Genomic DNA, 14,579 nt, shown 5'->3' with positions numbered 1-14,579 from the left:
TAGTATTCGAGGTCACGACGTTGATTTCAACTCTAACGGAAGTGACGAGAATGTCGATTTTGTCGTAGCGAACAGATGAGTATTATTGCAAAAAAAGCCCAACCTCCGGCCTATTAGGCACGTTGATTGGACTTTCATTCGTTCATATCAGAAATTAGCTCGGTTCGAACGTTATTCTTCTTCCGGTTAATCTTCTTCCGGATTTTCTTCGTCGTCTTTGCGATGCAGCCATTGCTCCATCAGCTTATCCAGACGCCTTAGGCGCTCTTCATAGGTGTAGACCGAAGAGGTAATGACGAACAGCCGGGCTTTGGCGGTCAAATCCTCGTCCGTCCGGTCCGAGATCAGCTCGGTCAGCAGGATGGACGCTTCGGGAGGGGGAGCGGAAGCCAACGCGCCTGGCTTCATCTTTCCTTCCCACTTCCATAGCAATTGTTCGTGGTAGCCGCATAACGCTTCGATTTGTCGGTCGATGAGCCGATTCCACGCTTTGCTTGTCGAGACGGCCCAATAGTGATCCTCCACCGCTTCGATAAGCGCGTATCCACGTTCGAGCGTGGTCAGCATCCCTTTGTACACGACGAGCAGTCTCGCCCGCTTCAGCCTCGATTTCTTTCTCCATACCCGCTCCTCTGCGAATAGTTCGTAGAACTCGTCCAGCTTGCGAAGCTTGATTCGGAGACGGTGTTGTTCTTCCCGGTAGACGTTCTCCTTCAATTCGTTGGATACGACCGTCCTGAGCAAACGGGATAACATCACCTGAACCTCTTCCGCTTGTTTCAGAAAACGATTGCGATGCCGCGGAGGGGCAATGGCGACATTCACGGCGAAAGCCGATACCATTCCCGTCAAGATGGCGGCAATTCGGTCCAAAGCAAGCATCCACCCTTGGCCTTGGGCTTCCATGATGACTACGACCGTTACCAACGTGAGGGCGATCGTCTCTTCGGTTTTCAGTCGTATGCATAGTAAAATAACGCCGATACAAACAAGGCCCACCAGGATGGGCGTATTTCCGATGAGCGATACGGCCGTAATCGCGATGATCGCTCCGAGCACGTTGCTCTGTACCTGCTCCAATACTTGCATCCAAGAACGATAAATGGACGGCTGGATGGTGAAAATAGCGGCGATTGCCGCGATTAACGGGGAATCCAGACCGACGAGTCCGCCTACCCATAACGCGATGGCCACCGCTAGACCCGTCTTCAGCACTCTTGCTCCGATCGTCATGCGTCGCCCGTCCCTCCCGTCGCCGAAGCTTGAAGCTGAACGTCGGCGGAAGCGACTTCCTGCCCGTTAACGATAAGCGAAAGCCGGTGAATGCCCGGATAATGGCGACGCGTGGACAGGTCCGCGAAGGAAAAGCCGCGCCCCCCTCGAATCGACATATCGCCGGATACGGTTTTCTCGCTTAGCTTGAAGAGCTTACGGTAGAACTTGCCCGTTGAACGGGGAAACAGCACGGCAAGCTCGATTCTTAACTTGACCGGCTCGCCGGTCGGGGACTGCAGCTCGTATCGGAATTCCGTCGCTCCCCCGATCTCTACCGTCGAAGGAAATACCGTCCACTCCTTCACGATAACGTCCGGCTGAGGGACGATTCCGAACAACGCCATGATTTCCGGATCCGCGGCGCGCAACAGCCCTCTGCAAGCATGGCGAATGACCCACTCCGTCTGTTCGTTCTGGCCTTTCCAAGCTTGCGCGATCTTCTTGACCTGATCGGGGTGATCCTTGGAAATATCGTTCAAGTTATTCGCTACGCTTCGTCTCACGTATTCCGACGGATCTGCCTTCAAGTTCTCGAGGATCGGCCATATCGGGCTTGGATCGCGCTTGAGCTCGGGCAGAGCATCCGCCCACGGCAGCCGAGGCCGGCATCCTTCGCTGGCAAGCCTGCGGACGTGCTCGTTCGGATGCAGGCTCCACTCGAGCATCTGGGCCATCATGCGCGGCCGATCCCGCTTCACGAAAGGCCGAACCGCGAATTCGGAGCTCGACATTCTCGTAAAGGTCTCCAACGCCGCCACGGATTTCTCCCAATGCTCCAAGCCGTAGACTTCCACGAAGTCGGGGAAAAACAAATAAGGAAACCCGCGGCATTCCTCCGCGATCGCTTCCAGCACATCGATTGCCCGATCGTAATCGGCGGGTAGCGTAGCGCCGAGACTCATGGTAATTCGGCGCATTCTGCCTTTCAACTCCAGCTCGTTCCAGCCCGCTCCAAGCGAGAGCCGTATGAAGGACTCTCCGTCGAATTCGGGGTAAGCTTTGCGGACAATATCGGTAAACGCTCTAAGAAAAGGCTCGTTATACATTGCCTTAAGCGGTTCTGCCATTCTGAAATCCTCCTCATGCAACGGTAAAGCCATCCCATTATAACATGTCCGGCAGTCGGTACGCGCCTATCCGTTAATCGCTCTGTTCCTTCTCCCGCTTACAAGCGAACGGATTCTTTCCATCCATACGCATAGAAACGAGGATAGGAAAGAAGTCATCGCAATCGTCTCCAAACCTTCCTCCACGGACTGAAGCAACCTTTCCGCGCTTTTGTCCAAACGACGAATATCGATCGTGTCCATCGCAACCGCGCAGACGGATACGCAAAGGGCGACGACGAGGAATACCCGTGCCGATCTATTCGCGCCGATTAATCGCCAGATGCCCCATAACGCCGCGATTCCGCAGACCGCGTAGAGAGGAATAAGCCAGTCGCCCGCTTCCATCCAAGGCAGCAGCTTGATTCCCGTCGGTTTCAGAACCCGGTCTCTCAGCCTTTCATGCAAGGCGAATCTCTCATCCAGGGCCAACCAAGCGAAAGCCGCCGCCAGAAGAGTCCATCCCGAAATGGATTTCCTATTCATGTCTCCGTCTATCGTTCCTACGAATGCGTTAAGTCCCGCTATTCCCGCGACAAGCAAGAGAAGAACGCTCTCCAGCCAAGCAAGCGGAGTCGTCTCCGCGGCGATGAACCGCCAATATTGCGGCCAGGCCGCTGCAATCAACAGAAGCAGAAATCCCATGACGGCCGTCCAGAGTACGAGTAATAACTTGATCTCGCTGCTTATACCTTTTAACCGATTCATCCTAATCCTCCCGCTCTTCCTGCAATCCTATTAGATTTCGCGGATTCCCGGTGGCCAGGCCGATTAGATTATCGATCCAAGCGTCGTATCCCCGATGAATGACTTCCCGCGAATACCATGCCGTATGACCGGTCTGCAGGATGCGGCCTTCGGCGATCTGAACCTTGGCGCGTCCATGCGACTCCCCGATCGGAAAAATATCGTCGACCGCATACCCCCGCAGCGCTCCCAAGTCGATCGCTTCCACGACCGCTTCGGGATCGACCAACGCGCAGCGGGACACGTTCAGCAGAGTTGCGCCGGGTTTCATCTTCGCGATCTCCTCACGGCCGATCGCCGCCTCCCCCTGCCACTGCGCCGGGAAATGAAGGCTTACGACATCGCTGGAAGCAAGCAGCTCCTCCATGCTTACGTTAGGGATTCCTTCTACCTGACGATTAGGATCATGTCCGAGCACTCGCATTCCGAATACGCGGACCAGCTCCGCAACGCGGTTACCGATTCTGCCGAGTCCTACGATCCCGATCGTGCGCCCCCGGAGCTCCCACCCCAATACGGAAGTCCCTGCGGGAACGCGTCCTCTTACTCGGTCCTGACTCAAGTGAATCCGGCGAGACATCGTAAGCAACAGGCCCAACGTATGCTCGGCGACCGACTCCGTCGAGTAGTCGGGCAGATGGCAAAGGGCGATGCCTCTCTCGCTTAAATACTCCGTGTCTATGTAATCAACGCCCGTGGCGAATACGGCGATTCCCTTCAATCGGGGCAGCCGCTCCAGCCAGCTCCGGTCGATGACCTGCACCGATCGCGGGGTCAAGCCCGCATAATCCGCATCGGCCAAACGCTTTACGATTTCATCCGCTCCAAGCGCGCGAATCGCCGAACTGAACTCGACCTGCGCCGAATCCTCCAGCTTACGGACTTGCTGCTCCGTGAACGTGTTTCTTCCTTGCGCCGTTATGACGGCCACTTTGTAACGGATTGCGGACATCAGGTTCACTCCCTAACTTAGCTTCATGTGCAAATGGACGCGGTATCCCCCCGAAAGGTTTCTATTGCCCCTCCCCGCCGTGGACGGGTCTTCCCCATTTCGCCGCCCCCCCTTATAATGAGAGTCATAGGCACGCATACACCAAGGGGGCTTGAACGGCTTGATTCTGTTCGTCGTCAATGAAAATTCCGGTAACGGCCGCGGTAAGAAGATATGGGATAAAGTAGAAGTTCGGCTTCGAAAAAGCGGCGCGGAATACATGAAGATTGCTACGAAATCGGAATCGGAGGCCGTTGCCCTAGTAAGCGAGCAATTGAAACGGGGAAAAATGAAAGCGGTTGCGGTTGTCGGCGGGGACGGTACGTTGCATGGTCTTCTGCCCATACTTGCCGGCTCCGGTATTCCTTTGGGCCTTATTCCTTCCGGTTCCGGCAACGATACTTCTCGTTCTCTCGGCATACCTAGCGATCCGATCAAAGCTTTAGCTATTCTGCTAGACGGGCACTCGCGGCGGATCGACCTGCTGGAGACTACGACGAGCAGCGGTCAAAAACAGCTTACCCTCACAGCGGTCGCCATCGGGCTTGATGCGACGGTCGCGGAGGACGTTAACCGATCAAGCTACAAAAAATGGTGCAACAAGCTTAGAATCGGCTCCCTTGCTTACGTGATCGGTTTGCTGCGCGCTTTGGCAAAATTCAAACCGCGTCCCATTAAGATCACGATCGACGGAACGAGCCATGAATTCCGGCAAGGCTGGTTATCCGCGGTCTCGAACGTTTCCTCTTACGGCGGCGGACTCCAAATCTGTCCGAACGCCCTTCCGGACGACGGACTTCTCCATGTGTGCATCGTTCACGACTGTAGTGTTCCGCGTATTCTATACATTTTCCCAACGGTCTTAACGGGCAAACATATTCGTCAGCAACGATTCGTAACGATCTTGTCGGGGACTTCCGTCACCATCGAGACGCCGGTGTCCATGTTGGCTTATGGAGACGGGGAGCCTTCCGGGGAAACCCCGATTACGGCCGCGATTCGTCCTCGTCAGCTGGATTTCTTGATCGCGGTTTCCGGATAGCGGAACGGCAGCATGATCTCGAACAACGTCCCTTTGCCGATCTCGCTGTCCACGGTGATTTTCCCCTGGTGGTTATCGACGATTTTATAGCTGACCATGAGACCGAGACCGGTTCCCTTTTCTTTGGTCGTATAGAACGGTTGCCCCATCTTCGCCAATTGATCTTCGCCGATCCCGGGGCCTTCGTCGCGAATGCGAACGTATACTCCGTCGTTCTCGCGGGAGAGCTTAATTCCGATCGCTCCTCCGTCTATCATTGCTTCTATCGCGTTTTTGATCACGTTGATAAAAACCTGCTTCACCTGATTTTCCACGCCGTAAATCCACAGAGGATCCGTGCCGTATTCGGCTTCGATCGCGATGTTATGAAGAATGGCTTGCGTCTCCAGAAGAGTAACCGTATCCCTCATCATTACCCGCATATCCTGATAGCTTAGCTCGTAAACCTGCGGTTTGGATAACATGAGCAGTTCGCTGACGATATCCTCGATCCGATCGAGCTCCGCGTTCATGATGTCGTAGTAGCTGTTGTTGTTTTTTCTCCCGGAAGCGATCAATTGCAGAAATCCTTTAAGCGACGTGAGCGGATTACGGATTTCGTGCGCAATTCCCGCTGCCAATTGGCCTGCTACGTAGAGCTTCTCGGAGTTGATAAGCAGTTCCTCGTTCTTCTTCCGTTCGGAGATGTCCCTGATGATCACCTGGATGGCTGGCTCGTTGTCGAGCGTCGTCATCGTCTCTACGATCTCGGTATGCAGCACTTTACCGTTCAAAGTTAACCATTCTTGCTCGATCGGCTTGCCGCTGCCGGTATAAACCAGATTATGCAGCCTTTCCTTGACAATGCTATGATCCTTCACGGGCAGGAAAGAGTAGATGGACTTGCCGATAAAATCTCCGATCATCTCCGCCTCGAACATTCTCAAACCGGCCGCGTTCACGAAGCCCCAGCGGTCGCCCTTAAGTATCGCGATCGTATCCAGCGAGTTCTCGACCAACAGCCGGTAACGTTCGTCCATTTGGTTTAATCGTTTATCGATATACCAAGTAATGTGAGTCGAAACCAGAATCAATAAAGCCCCGACGCCTACGATCAGCGCTAGCAAATTAATATCCTGGCTGAGCTTGTCCCACGTGGAGATTCCGTCGGTATATTCGATCTGCAACGCTTCATTGCCTAGTAATTGCACGGCGACGACGGAAGCGCCCAAGATCAAGCTAGAGAGAAACTTTCTGCTGCGATAAGCGGTTTCCGACAAGAGAAAGGATAAGTAGGTGCCGAAGAATAACAGAAGAAGAGAGAGCAAGATGTATCCGATGTTGATGCTTAATCCTTCGATCTCCGGTCCTAGCACGCTAAAATAGTTCATGATCGCTACGCCGAACGCCAGAATCGAGCTGCCGATCACGAGACGATACTTCAGAACTCCCTGAAAAGTCAGCATGACGAACGACATTAGCGAGAAGAAAATAATAAACATCAACGCTACCGGCATGACCCAGGTAAAATTGAGAGGTTCATTTTCCCTTAGCAGCGTAACGAAGTGTTTCGCCCACATCCCGACTCCGAAAACGAACGCTCCCCCCGCCAACCAAAACTGGCGAAAAGTTCCGTTCGTTCTTTTGAGATTGCCGATGAAGTTGAACATGGTATATGATGCGAGTATGCTAATTAACAGCGCCAGCAGCAGAAAGAAAGTAGACCAAGTGGCTACGGAACCGTTCATCATTATGATCCCTCGCAGAAACTGACATTTGTTGCTTTCGTGTATTAGGATTCGACGAATACCAGCAAATTCCTTTTCCGTCAAAGTCAAAAAATGGAGGTTATACAAATGTTTCGCTCAACTTTAAACGAATTTAAAACTTTTGCCATGCGTGGCAACGTCGTGGATTTAGCAGTCGGGGTTATCATCGGGGCGGCTTTCGGCAAGATCGTCACCTCTCTCGTGAACGATATTGTCATGCCTCCTATTGGAAAATTGCTAGGGAACGTAGATTTCAAAGATTTATATCTCCCGCTAGGATCTACTTCGGCTAAAACACTAACAGAGGCACAAAAAGAAGTCCCCGTCATCGCCTACGGACAATTCATCAACATCCTTATCGACTTCATCCTCGTTGCTTTCTGCGTGTTCATGCTCGTGAAGTTTTTGAACAAGCTCAGCCGCAAGAAGGAAAAGGAAGCGCCTGCTGCCGCGGAGCCTACGACGCGCGATTGCCCTTATTGCCTGACGGCGATTCCGTTAGCGGCTTCCCGCTGCGGACACTGTACTTCCGAAGTGACTCCTGTAAAAGCTTCTACAGCCCAAGGGTAATCAGGCATGGCTGAAATGTTCGATGTCTATGATGAACAAGGGAATTGGACAGGCATAGCGGAGCGAAGCGAGGTTCATGCGAAGGGATTATGGCATCAGACCGTGCACTGCTGGCTTGTCCGCAATGCAGATTCCGTAAGCGGCGAAGGCGAGGAGGCAGGTTTAGTTGCGGGCTCAGGCGCTGGGAAAGGATCGGACGCGGGTGTGAGCGCCAAGATCTTGTTCCAACAGCGTTCGGCGAACAAGGACACGAATCCCGGTTGCTTCGACATTACGGCCGCGGGCCATATCGAAGCCGGAGAAACGCCCCGCGCGGTCGTTCGAGAGCTGGACGAGGAACTTGGCGTAAAAGCGGACTTCCAACAGCTTCGGGAATACGGGATCATTCGCGAACAAGGAACCGGCGTATTCGGAGGTGTCCGATACGTCGATGCCGAAATAAGCCACGTCTACGGTCTGGTCACTTCGATGCAACTGTCCGACTTCCGTCTGCAAGAGGAGGAAGTTGCCGGATTGTACGAGGCGGACGCGGAAGCGTTAATCTCGTTAATGGAAGGGAACGTCGAAGCCATTGCGGCGCAAGGCGTGGAGCTCCGATCCGGCAAGCTGCAGGAGGCGGAAACCAGGGTCACCCGCAGCTCGTTCGTTTTCCGGGATTATGATTACTATATTTCCGTTTTTAAGTTTTTGCGAGAACTGGTTCAAGCGCGGTAGATGAAGCCCCGCTAAGCTGTAACCGGACGGGTTGCCACATAATCCGTCCGTTCCTTACCTTCCCCTCGATCCAGCAGTCTCTCGCCGGATGATGGAACAACACCTCGAGCTTACCGTCTCCATCCGCGTCCCATACGCGAAAAGGACGATCGTCGCCCATCGAACCGAACTCCCGGCTATCTCCGATGACCGACCACTCCACCCTTGTTTCCTTGCGATCCATGCCTTGATTTTGCTGCAGCTTCCCTAACCACCAATCCCCGAATAACGAGCTATACAATAGAATCTCGTCGTCTTCCCCTTCGAACTTGCCGCACCAATAGCCGCCTTCCTCGCGGAATCGACCTAAACCTTCCCAATTGCGCCACCAGCGGTCGATCATGCCATGAATGTTATAAAAGACCGTTTCATGCGGAGCGACGTCGAAATCGTTAATGTCTTGATCCGCGTACAATCTGGCCGATTCCTGATGAATGCAGGCATGCAGATTGGACGACTCGATAAATCGGCCCAATTCGTCCGCGCTAGCGAATGATTCAGGCTGGAACAAGATGCGAGCTTCCGCGGCTTTGTTATAGCAAGGCGCCTGCCTGATCGGCTCCGGAACGGACGGCCAAGGCTCAACGAGACTAGGATCGTTCCCGTTCTGGTTGTACCAAGCCAATGCGCGAGCGATGAAGTTGCGGTGGAATTGCAAAAACTCCAAACCGTAACCGGGCGGAGGATTGTTAATATCCACGTTATGCCTAGCATGGTGCCACTGCTTATGCTCCTCGATCAAGTTCTGAGGAAAATTCGGAATTTGCGGCACAGGGACGTCCCCCCTCTAAATCTGCCTCATTGTGACTGTCGGCAGTATAATTGCCTATAGAATATGCAGCAATGTTGCGAGGGGTACTTTCACCCAACTTTTCGCCAAAGAGAATCGTCTATTGATTGTCCGAGTACGGAAGGAATGACATAGCGAGAGAGGAAGATGATAGCGATGAGCCGGAACCTGATCTGGAAAATGCTATTGGTTTGCACGTTCGTTCTTGCGGGATGCCAATCGAATCCGATTCCCGACGAAGAGGTTGTTGTTAGCGGACAATCGATAGATTCCGTAAAACACACTGCTTCACAGCCGCAATATCCAGCAACTCAACCACCTCGTACCATCGTCTATCAGACACGGCCTCTTGTGCTCTATTTTCTCTCTGACGATATGTTCAAACGCACGCGAACGGAAATTCCTTATTACCGAAACGGAGAGATCGTTTATCTGGAGGAACATGTTTTTCGGCAGCATGACGAGGGGCATCAGCCTTGGAAGGCTAACGGTATCGACGTCGTAACTGCGGGCTCCTCGAATTTGACGGGAGAGGATCTGCCCTACGAGGAAGCGGAAATCTTATATCGCGGGAAAATGCTCAAAACGAAGTCCGGCATCGTCCTGCGGCGAATCACGAACGAGAACGTCGAGATGACGGTGCCGGGCATCGGAAAATACAAGTTTTATTTGACCGCTCCCGAGGGGACTTCGATTCTGTTCATTCGCAAAATCATGCTTTATCCGGAAGTTGTCGCTTAAAATCAATTCAAAAGAATGTCGACGGCGTGGGTCTCTTTGTTCCAAGCTACCTTCGCCTTCGGATTCGCAGCCGCCAGATCGCGGATGGGTACATAACCTTTGCCATCGATGAGTCTCGTCGCTAAAATGATACCATTGGCGGTAACGGATTGTCCGTTCCAGCCCACTTTGATTTGCAAGGATTCTCCAACGACTCTAGCGGGTACCCAAGTCTGGCTATCCGAAGTTTGGCCTTCGGCTACTTGAACCCCGTTTACCGAAATCGGAACTAGAGTGACAGCCGGCTTAGGGTTATTATCGACCGGCGCGGCAAGATCATCGTATTGCGTGAGTTTATTGGCTTGAATAATCGAGATGATTTTGGCTCCGTATTGCGGATCGGTGGCATAACCGCAGAGGCGCAGCGCCTCCGCTTGCTGGCTTGGCGATTGGGCTTTCCTAACCCGCTCATAGCGGGAAAGCTGGAATAGCAAGTCCTGATCCTTGTAGAAATCGTAGACGCTATCGTAAGCTCGGAACAGTGCCGAGGTGTCCACGGTCGTGCCATTTTCCACTTCCCATGTTCCTTTACGTACCCACTGCCCATGCCAGTATGCATTCGCTTTGCCGCTACCCACCTTAATGCCGCCGAGATTGTTCCATGGATGGATCACCCCGCCGGTCTCTAGCAAATTCTGCGCCAATCGGACAGACGGGAACAACGGAGAACCCTCTTGCCTAACGCGAATCGCCATGGGCGCTAAAGCAGCGATAAATTGCGACTTGCTAAGCTTTGCCATTCGGCTGATCCTCCCTCTTCTTAGTAAAATGATACACGCCCGACGCCGTCAATCCAATGATCGAGATGGTCGTTAGCGTCTGCTGCACATGGCTAGGAACCAGCACGAAGAGGGCTGCGATTAATAGGCTGATTAGATGATAGTATTGGCTGGGGATACGGAATTCTTTCGCGATTCCCACGTACGCGGCAACGATAGGCGCTAGCATGACCGCTTTGTCGGTTAACAATGTAAGGCTGTCCATATTGTATTCATCCTCCCTGCAAGTTGGTCACGGCCGCAATCACGGCCGCCAGTATGGCACCGACAAGCGTCCGCCATAACCAACGCTGGTTGTCGGCGATCTCGTCTAACCGCAGATGGGCGGACTTAGCCGACTGCAGCGCCTGAAGCGCCGCGTCTCTCGCCGCCTCCGCCGTATCGCGTACATCGGTCATCGCATCGATCTTCGTCTCCACACGAACAACGCGCTCCCGGATATCCGAGAGCACGCGCGCTTCTTCGCTGGACATGGTTTCACCTCCTGGGTGGGGGTTAGGGCTACATTTTATTTCTATAGCCGTTTAAACATCTCTTGCTAGAATAGCTTCAACTTCTGGTCGCTTTTCAGTAGGAACGTCATCGATCGTTTTTAAACCTTTTCTGATTAAGTTTGCGTATATTTGTGCCATTAGTTATTTGCCTCCTCCGTTGGATTCTAATGTGGCGATATGGGTTGATAGTCCTTCGATCGCCAGTGCTTGGGCTTTGATTGATTACAGCTTGTTGGCGGAGAATAATCTTGTAAGCTTCCCAAACCCACTTGTCGTATCAACAGCTTTCTGTCCAAGTGCCGAGTTGGCTATCAAAGCCATTTCGTATATCTCGGCTAGAGCTAGCATTGTATCGACACTTTCGGACTCTAGCCTCGCTATCTTCTGGGCGTCCGTTTCCGGTTGTGGCTCGTTTTTGATTGCTTCTATTTCTTGTTGGGTTAAACCTTCACGAAACTCGTCTGTATCGAAGTCATAAACGGGTTTATAGGTTCCTTCTGGTACTCTCTTTGTTGTGAGATATCCGGTGATGTTCATAACCTCCGGTTTATCCGGGTCTTGTTCTGAAATGGGATGTAATTCATTTAGCTCTTCACCTACTAATTCTACATCTACTATATTGCCTTCAAGGTCGATTTTTAGTGCTTCTCTCATTATTCAATCCTCCTATTGTGCGGCCCGGAATGACACACCATTCATAAAGAAGTCATTGTTGGTTCCACCTACGGCTACTTTGTATATTTTAACTTCACCATTTGTACCCACAATAATATAAGGACTTGCAATGTCAGGAACATGGCTGAGAACTGCTCTCAATACCCTCTCAGTCGGTCTATAATCTCTGGGTAATAAAAATATTGTTGTCCCTTCGGTTGCGACTCCGCCCCAACAGTATCCATCAATAATCACATTCCCGGAATCATCTTTAGAGTATTTAACCGGAATTCCTCCAGCAGATGTCCACCCGTTCGACAACGTTGGTACGACCCATTGCGGCAGTTGTTTTTGTACCTTAGTGTTTCGTAATACTGATATTTCCGTCCGCGCTTCTACCACTTCACGAACCATTGACTCGACGGACTCTCGAATATTAGGCGCGTATTCAGCGTTGATTGAGTGTGGTGCGATACCTAGCGCGTATGTGTCTAAGGCAAGGTATGTTACGGAATAGGCGGCTGTTGGATCAAGATTAGCATTTAACGTCATCGCCCACGAACTTCCGTTTACTACACTACTCCCTGCTGAATTGTTATCTATCTTCCATACAGTGTCTATGTTGCCATTCTTATAGATTTTAATTGTTCTTAATGCCCTGCGTTTAAAATTACTCCCTGCCACATCTGTCCTATTTAAATAATATGATGTTCCATTTGTTAATGGCTTTGCTGCTTCTTGAACAACAATCCCTGTTCCCACTTCAATTTGATTCGCACCCTCTTGAAGCATTAAGGAACCCTCATAGTTGACCGCTTCATCTACGCTTTGGGCTAGTTGGTACATTAGGCGGTATGGCGTAAAGGACGGAGCCTGAGTAGTAGGAAGTATTAACGTCCCGTTTCCTGCGCTTGGATTTGTAACCCCATCAACTCGATAGTGCCATCCCCTTGTCCCCATCCCATTAAACGGGGTTTGATATCCAGATCCATCTAAGTGCATTCTCCACCCATTAAAATATGCCTTAATCTCATCTTGTGACGGTGAGTATGATTCTCCCCAACCACTGTCAGTGTCGGCAATATAAATGTATAAGATTCCAGCATTATTAAACCGAACCGCATCATAGAAAGTGGGAACATTTGTAACTGAAGTTAACAACTTTCCATCGTATTTAATTCCGATATTCGCTGTAGTATCTCCAACCCAGCCACCAATAGATGAAGTATTTACCCTTTTATATCCCGTATAGTCTCCATCATGCGTATACATCAGCGTTCCATCTAAGATCGTCTCCCTGAACCGTCTTGAAACTCTTGGCTTACCTTGCCCATCTGTATACAACTTATCTGCGATACTACCTTCGACATTGGATCGTAAGTTACAATCTGGCAAATACAAATAGGATGGTTTCTGTGGTTCAAATGGAATGGCTATGGAACCAATGTTAAGCATAGGATTTGTAAAACCTTTAGCACTTAGTCCAGTTGTATCTAAAACAACACGAATATATTTTGCATTTACTTCCGTTACTTTACTAATACTTGAACCAACTACATAGTTAGATTGAGCTATGAGAGACATACTAATATCAAAAGTTGCGATTAAAATTCTCCCGCCTCCTACATTAGTCACACTAAATGTGTAATCATAATTAGGCATACAGGGAACGTCCATTTGAACGGTAGAATTTGCATCAAGACTTAACGTATTAAATTCGGTGACAGTGGATGTTCCTGAATACTGTGTCCATTCCGAAAACAATGGTAATAAATTCTTACCCGGATTCCGCATAAAAACTGAATTGACATGCTTCATATCGTCTACATAAGGATATTTAGACTCAATATAGGACTGTGCTGTCAAAACAGATAACCCGTCAATATACATCTTTTCGGTTGCTGTGATTTCGAATAATCGCGCACCATCTACATAGTTGAAAGTGTTATCTGCTCCGTAACTATAAATAGAGAACTGCCTCATTATAGAATCGGGGGCAGTCCACGTTAGGTAAGAAATACAATACTTGGTTGTATCCGTCACTTCATTTCCTATAGTAGCTCCGTCACCACCACTTACTCCGACTGCCATCTTAGTTCCAGTTCCCACTTTGCCCTCAAAGAGCAGCAGATATGTCTTCCCTCCAACAATAGAGAAGTATCTCCACGCACTTCCATAACCACCAGCAGCGGCGGGGTTGAGTGTTAGTCTCATAGCATTGTTACCATACTTTACATTTGTCGTTACCAGTGAATGGGTATTTTGATAACTGTTCCATATGTTCAACTGCTCACAATTACCATCACGTCCCAAAAGGTTAATCAATGTCCTACCTATCATAGAAGGATGTAATATAGCGGGTACATCCCCACCCTGCACGATCTGAACACCATTGTTTAAAGCAATAGGTACCCCAGGCTTATGTCGCAATTGATCATGTATCTCCGAAATCGCCCCAGCAGCATCCTTAGCCGCAGTCGGTAAGTTTGACATTTGCCCAAGAGATTGGTCGATTTTATCCATATTCCCATTGATAATTCCGATATCAACAAATTCATTTTCCAGTGGTTTCTTTAATCCAATATTCGGCGATGTGTCAGCCATTAACTCCAACTCCTTATCATCACTTCACTGTAAGTGAAGTTGTTGAGATGCCCTAGTCGTACGCTACACTTCTACCCTTCAGGTATAAAGTGAGTAGGCGTTTTCGACGATGATATACGCCTTGGTTTCTTCATTGACCACTTTGACGATACCTGTGTCGTAAAGATTCGATAGAATGACGTTGTGATGTTGAGACATTGACTTCCAATTAGGCGACTACTTGTCCATTTCTCTCTTAATCCGAAT

General features: G+C 50.5%; 16 protein-coding genes. 4 read left to right on the top strand and 12 right to left on the bottom strand.

Annotated features, from left to right (window positions below; genetic code table 11):
* Positions 1 to 186 precede the first annotated feature (186 nt).
* The 4 genes from HH215_RS28585 to HH215_RS28570 all read right to left on the bottom strand — a co-directional run bounded on the left by HH215_RS28585 (position 187) and on the right by HH215_RS28570 (position 4,080).
* Positions 187 to 1,233, bottom strand: a complete 1,047-nt coding sequence (locus HH215_RS28585; protein ID WP_169282985.1) for an FUSC family protein — start codon at positions 1,231 to 1,233, stop codon at positions 187 to 189.
* A complete protein-coding gene (locus HH215_RS28580) occupies positions 1,230 to 2,342 on the bottom strand; it encodes a DNA alkylation repair protein (RefSeq protein ID WP_169282984.1) in 1,113 nt (370 codons plus the stop codon). The genes HH215_RS28585 and HH215_RS28580 overlap by 4 nt, the downstream gene beginning before the upstream one ends.
* A gap of 66 nt (positions 2,343 to 2,408) precedes the next feature.
* Positions 2,409 to 3,089, bottom strand: coding sequence for a DUF8692 domain-containing protein (locus HH215_RS28575; protein ID WP_169282983.1), 681 nt, complete (start codon positions 3,087 to 3,089; stop codon positions 2,409 to 2,411).
* Position 3,090: 1 nt separating this feature from the next.
* A complete protein-coding gene (locus HH215_RS28570; protein WP_169282982.1) occupies positions 3,091 to 4,080 on the bottom strand; it encodes a 2-hydroxyacid dehydrogenase in 990 nt (329 codons plus the stop codon).
* A 160-nt stretch (positions 4,081 to 4,240) separates the two neighbouring features.
* On the opposite strand from HH215_RS28570, the gene HH215_RS28565 reads away from it, so the two are divergent.
* Positions 4,241 to 5,161 carry a diacylglycerol/lipid kinase family protein gene (locus tag HH215_RS28565; protein ID WP_169282981.1) on the top strand — a complete coding sequence of 307 codons (921 nt, stop codon included), beginning with the start codon at positions 4,241 to 4,243 and terminating at the stop codon, positions 5,159 to 5,161.
* Here the strand turns inward: HH215_RS28565 and HH215_RS28560 are convergent.
* Positions 5,128 to 6,891: an ATP-binding protein gene (locus HH215_RS28560; RefSeq protein ID WP_169282980.1), complete on the bottom strand. Its 1,764-nt coding sequence runs from the start codon at positions 6,889 to 6,891 to the stop codon at positions 5,128 to 5,130. The two genes, HH215_RS28565 and HH215_RS28560, sit on opposite strands and share 34 nt — an antisense overlap.
* Positions 6,892 to 6,996: 105 nt before the next feature.
* Between HH215_RS28560 and mscL the strand changes: the two genes are divergently transcribed.
* Positions 6,997 to 7,479 carry a large conductance mechanosensitive channel protein MscL gene (gene mscL / locus HH215_RS28555; RefSeq protein ID WP_169282979.1) on the top strand — a complete coding sequence of 161 codons (483 nt, stop codon included), beginning with the start codon at positions 6,997 to 6,999 and terminating at the stop codon, positions 7,477 to 7,479.
* A gap of 6 nt (positions 7,480 to 7,485) precedes the next feature.
* Positions 7,486 to 8,193, top strand: a complete 708-nt coding sequence (locus HH215_RS28550) for an NUDIX hydrolase (RefSeq protein ID WP_169282978.1) — start codon at positions 7,486 to 7,488, stop codon at positions 8,191 to 8,193.
* On the opposite strand, the gene HH215_RS28545 is transcribed toward HH215_RS28550, so the two are convergent.
* A complete protein-coding gene (locus HH215_RS28545) occupies positions 8,159 to 9,004 on the bottom strand; it encodes a tyrosinase family protein (protein WP_169282977.1) in 846 nt (281 codons plus the stop codon). The genes HH215_RS28550 and HH215_RS28545 overlap by 35 nt on opposite strands.
* A 174-nt stretch (positions 9,005 to 9,178) precedes the next feature.
* Between HH215_RS28545 and HH215_RS28540 the strand changes: the two genes are divergently transcribed.
* Positions 9,179 to 9,763: a hypothetical protein gene (locus HH215_RS28540; RefSeq protein WP_169282976.1), complete on the top strand. Its 585-nt coding sequence runs from the start codon at positions 9,179 to 9,181 to the stop codon at positions 9,761 to 9,763.
* 2 nt (positions 9,764 to 9,765) lie between these two features.
* Here HH215_RS28540 and HH215_RS28535 read toward each other — a convergent pair whose 3' ends face one another.
* The 6 genes from HH215_RS28535 to HH215_RS28515 form a co-directional block, all read right to left on the bottom strand.
* Positions 9,766 to 10,542, bottom strand: a complete 777-nt coding sequence (locus HH215_RS28535; RefSeq protein WP_169282975.1) for a glucosaminidase domain-containing protein — start codon at positions 10,540 to 10,542, stop codon at positions 9,766 to 9,768.
* Positions 10,529 to 10,786: a hypothetical protein gene (locus tag HH215_RS28530; protein ID WP_169282974.1), complete on the bottom strand. Its 258-nt coding sequence runs from the start codon at positions 10,784 to 10,786 to the stop codon at positions 10,529 to 10,531. Before HH215_RS28530 ends, HH215_RS28535 begins: the two co-directional genes overlap by 14 nt.
* Positions 10,787 to 10,793: 7 nt before the next feature.
* The gene (locus HH215_RS28525) at positions 10,794 to 11,054 is read right to left on the bottom strand and encodes a hemolysin XhlA family protein (RefSeq protein ID WP_169282973.1); all 261 of its coding nucleotides are present in this window, start codon (positions 11,052 to 11,054) and stop codon (positions 10,794 to 10,796) included.
* Positions 11,055 to 11,105: 51 nt separating this feature from the next.
* Positions 11,106 to 11,213, bottom strand: a complete 108-nt coding sequence (locus tag HH215_RS36125; protein ID WP_217362244.1) for a CD1375 family protein — start codon at positions 11,211 to 11,213, stop codon at positions 11,106 to 11,108.
* 84 nt (positions 11,214 to 11,297) lie between these two features.
* Positions 11,298 to 11,729, bottom strand: a complete 432-nt coding sequence (locus HH215_RS28520; RefSeq protein ID WP_169282972.1) for a YomQ N-terminal domain-containing protein — start codon at positions 11,727 to 11,729, stop codon at positions 11,298 to 11,300.
* Between the two features lie 12 nt (positions 11,730 to 11,741).
* Positions 11,742 to 14,333, bottom strand: a complete 2,592-nt coding sequence (locus HH215_RS28515) for a hypothetical protein (RefSeq protein ID WP_169282971.1) — start codon at positions 14,331 to 14,333, stop codon at positions 11,742 to 11,744.
* Positions 14,334 to 14,579 lie beyond the last annotated feature (246 nt).

This window comes from Cohnella herbarum (genome assembly GCF_012849095.1).
GTDB lineage: Bacteria > Bacillota > Bacilli > Paenibacillales > Paenibacillaceae > Cohnella > Cohnella herbarum.
This window is presented reverse-complemented; position numbering and strand designations above follow the sequence as displayed.

Bases quoted from the DNA above. Each gene is read 5' to 3' on its own strand.
- HH215_RS28580 (WP_169282984.1), bottom strand. From the start codon at position 2,342: ATGGCAGAACCGCTTAAGGCAATGTATAACGAGCCTTTTCTTAGAGCG.
- HH215_RS28570 (WP_169282982.1), bottom strand. From the start codon at position 4,080: ATGTCCGCAATCCGTTACAAAGTGGCCGTCATAACGGCGCAAGGAAGA.
- HH215_RS28560 (WP_169282980.1), bottom strand. From the start codon at position 6,891: ATGATGAACGGTTCCGTAGCCACTTGGTCTACTTTCTTTCTGCTGCTG.
- HH215_RS28535 (WP_169282975.1), bottom strand. From the start codon at position 10,542: ATGGCAAAGCTTAGCAAGTCGCAATTTATCGCTGCTTTAGCGCCCATG.
- HH215_RS36125 (WP_217362244.1), bottom strand. From the start codon at position 11,213: ATGGCACAAATATACGCAAACTTAATCAGAAAAGGTTTAAAAACGATC.
- HH215_RS28575 (WP_169282983.1), bottom strand. From the start codon at position 3,089: ATGAATCGGTTAAAAGGTATAAGCAGCGAGATCAAGTTATTACTCGTA.
- HH215_RS28540 (WP_169282976.1), top strand. From the start codon at position 9,179: ATGAGCCGGAACCTGATCTGGAAAATGCTATTGGTTTGCACGTTCGTT.
- HH215_RS28515 (WP_169282971.1), bottom strand. From the start codon at position 14,333: ATGGCTGACACATCGCCGAATATTGGATTAAAGAAACCACTGGAAAAT.
- HH215_RS28550 (WP_169282978.1), top strand. From the start codon at position 7,486: ATGGCTGAAATGTTCGATGTCTATGATGAACAAGGGAATTGGACAGGC.
- HH215_RS28585 (WP_169282985.1), bottom strand. From the start codon at position 1,233: ATGACGATCGGAGCAAGAGTGCTGAAGACGGGTCTAGCGGTGGCCATC.
- mscL (WP_169282979.1), top strand. From the start codon at position 6,997: ATGTTTCGCTCAACTTTAAACGAATTTAAAACTTTTGCCATGCGTGGC.
- HH215_RS28530 (WP_169282974.1), bottom strand. From the start codon at position 10,786: ATGGACAGCCTTACATTGTTAACCGACAAAGCGGTCATGCTAGCGCCT.
- HH215_RS28520 (WP_169282972.1), bottom strand. From the start codon at position 11,729: ATGAGAGAAGCACTAAAAATCGACCTTGAAGGCAATATAGTAGATGTA.
- HH215_RS28525 (WP_169282973.1), bottom strand. From the start codon at position 11,054: ATGTCCAGCGAAGAAGCGCGCGTGCTCTCGGATATCCGGGAGCGCGTT.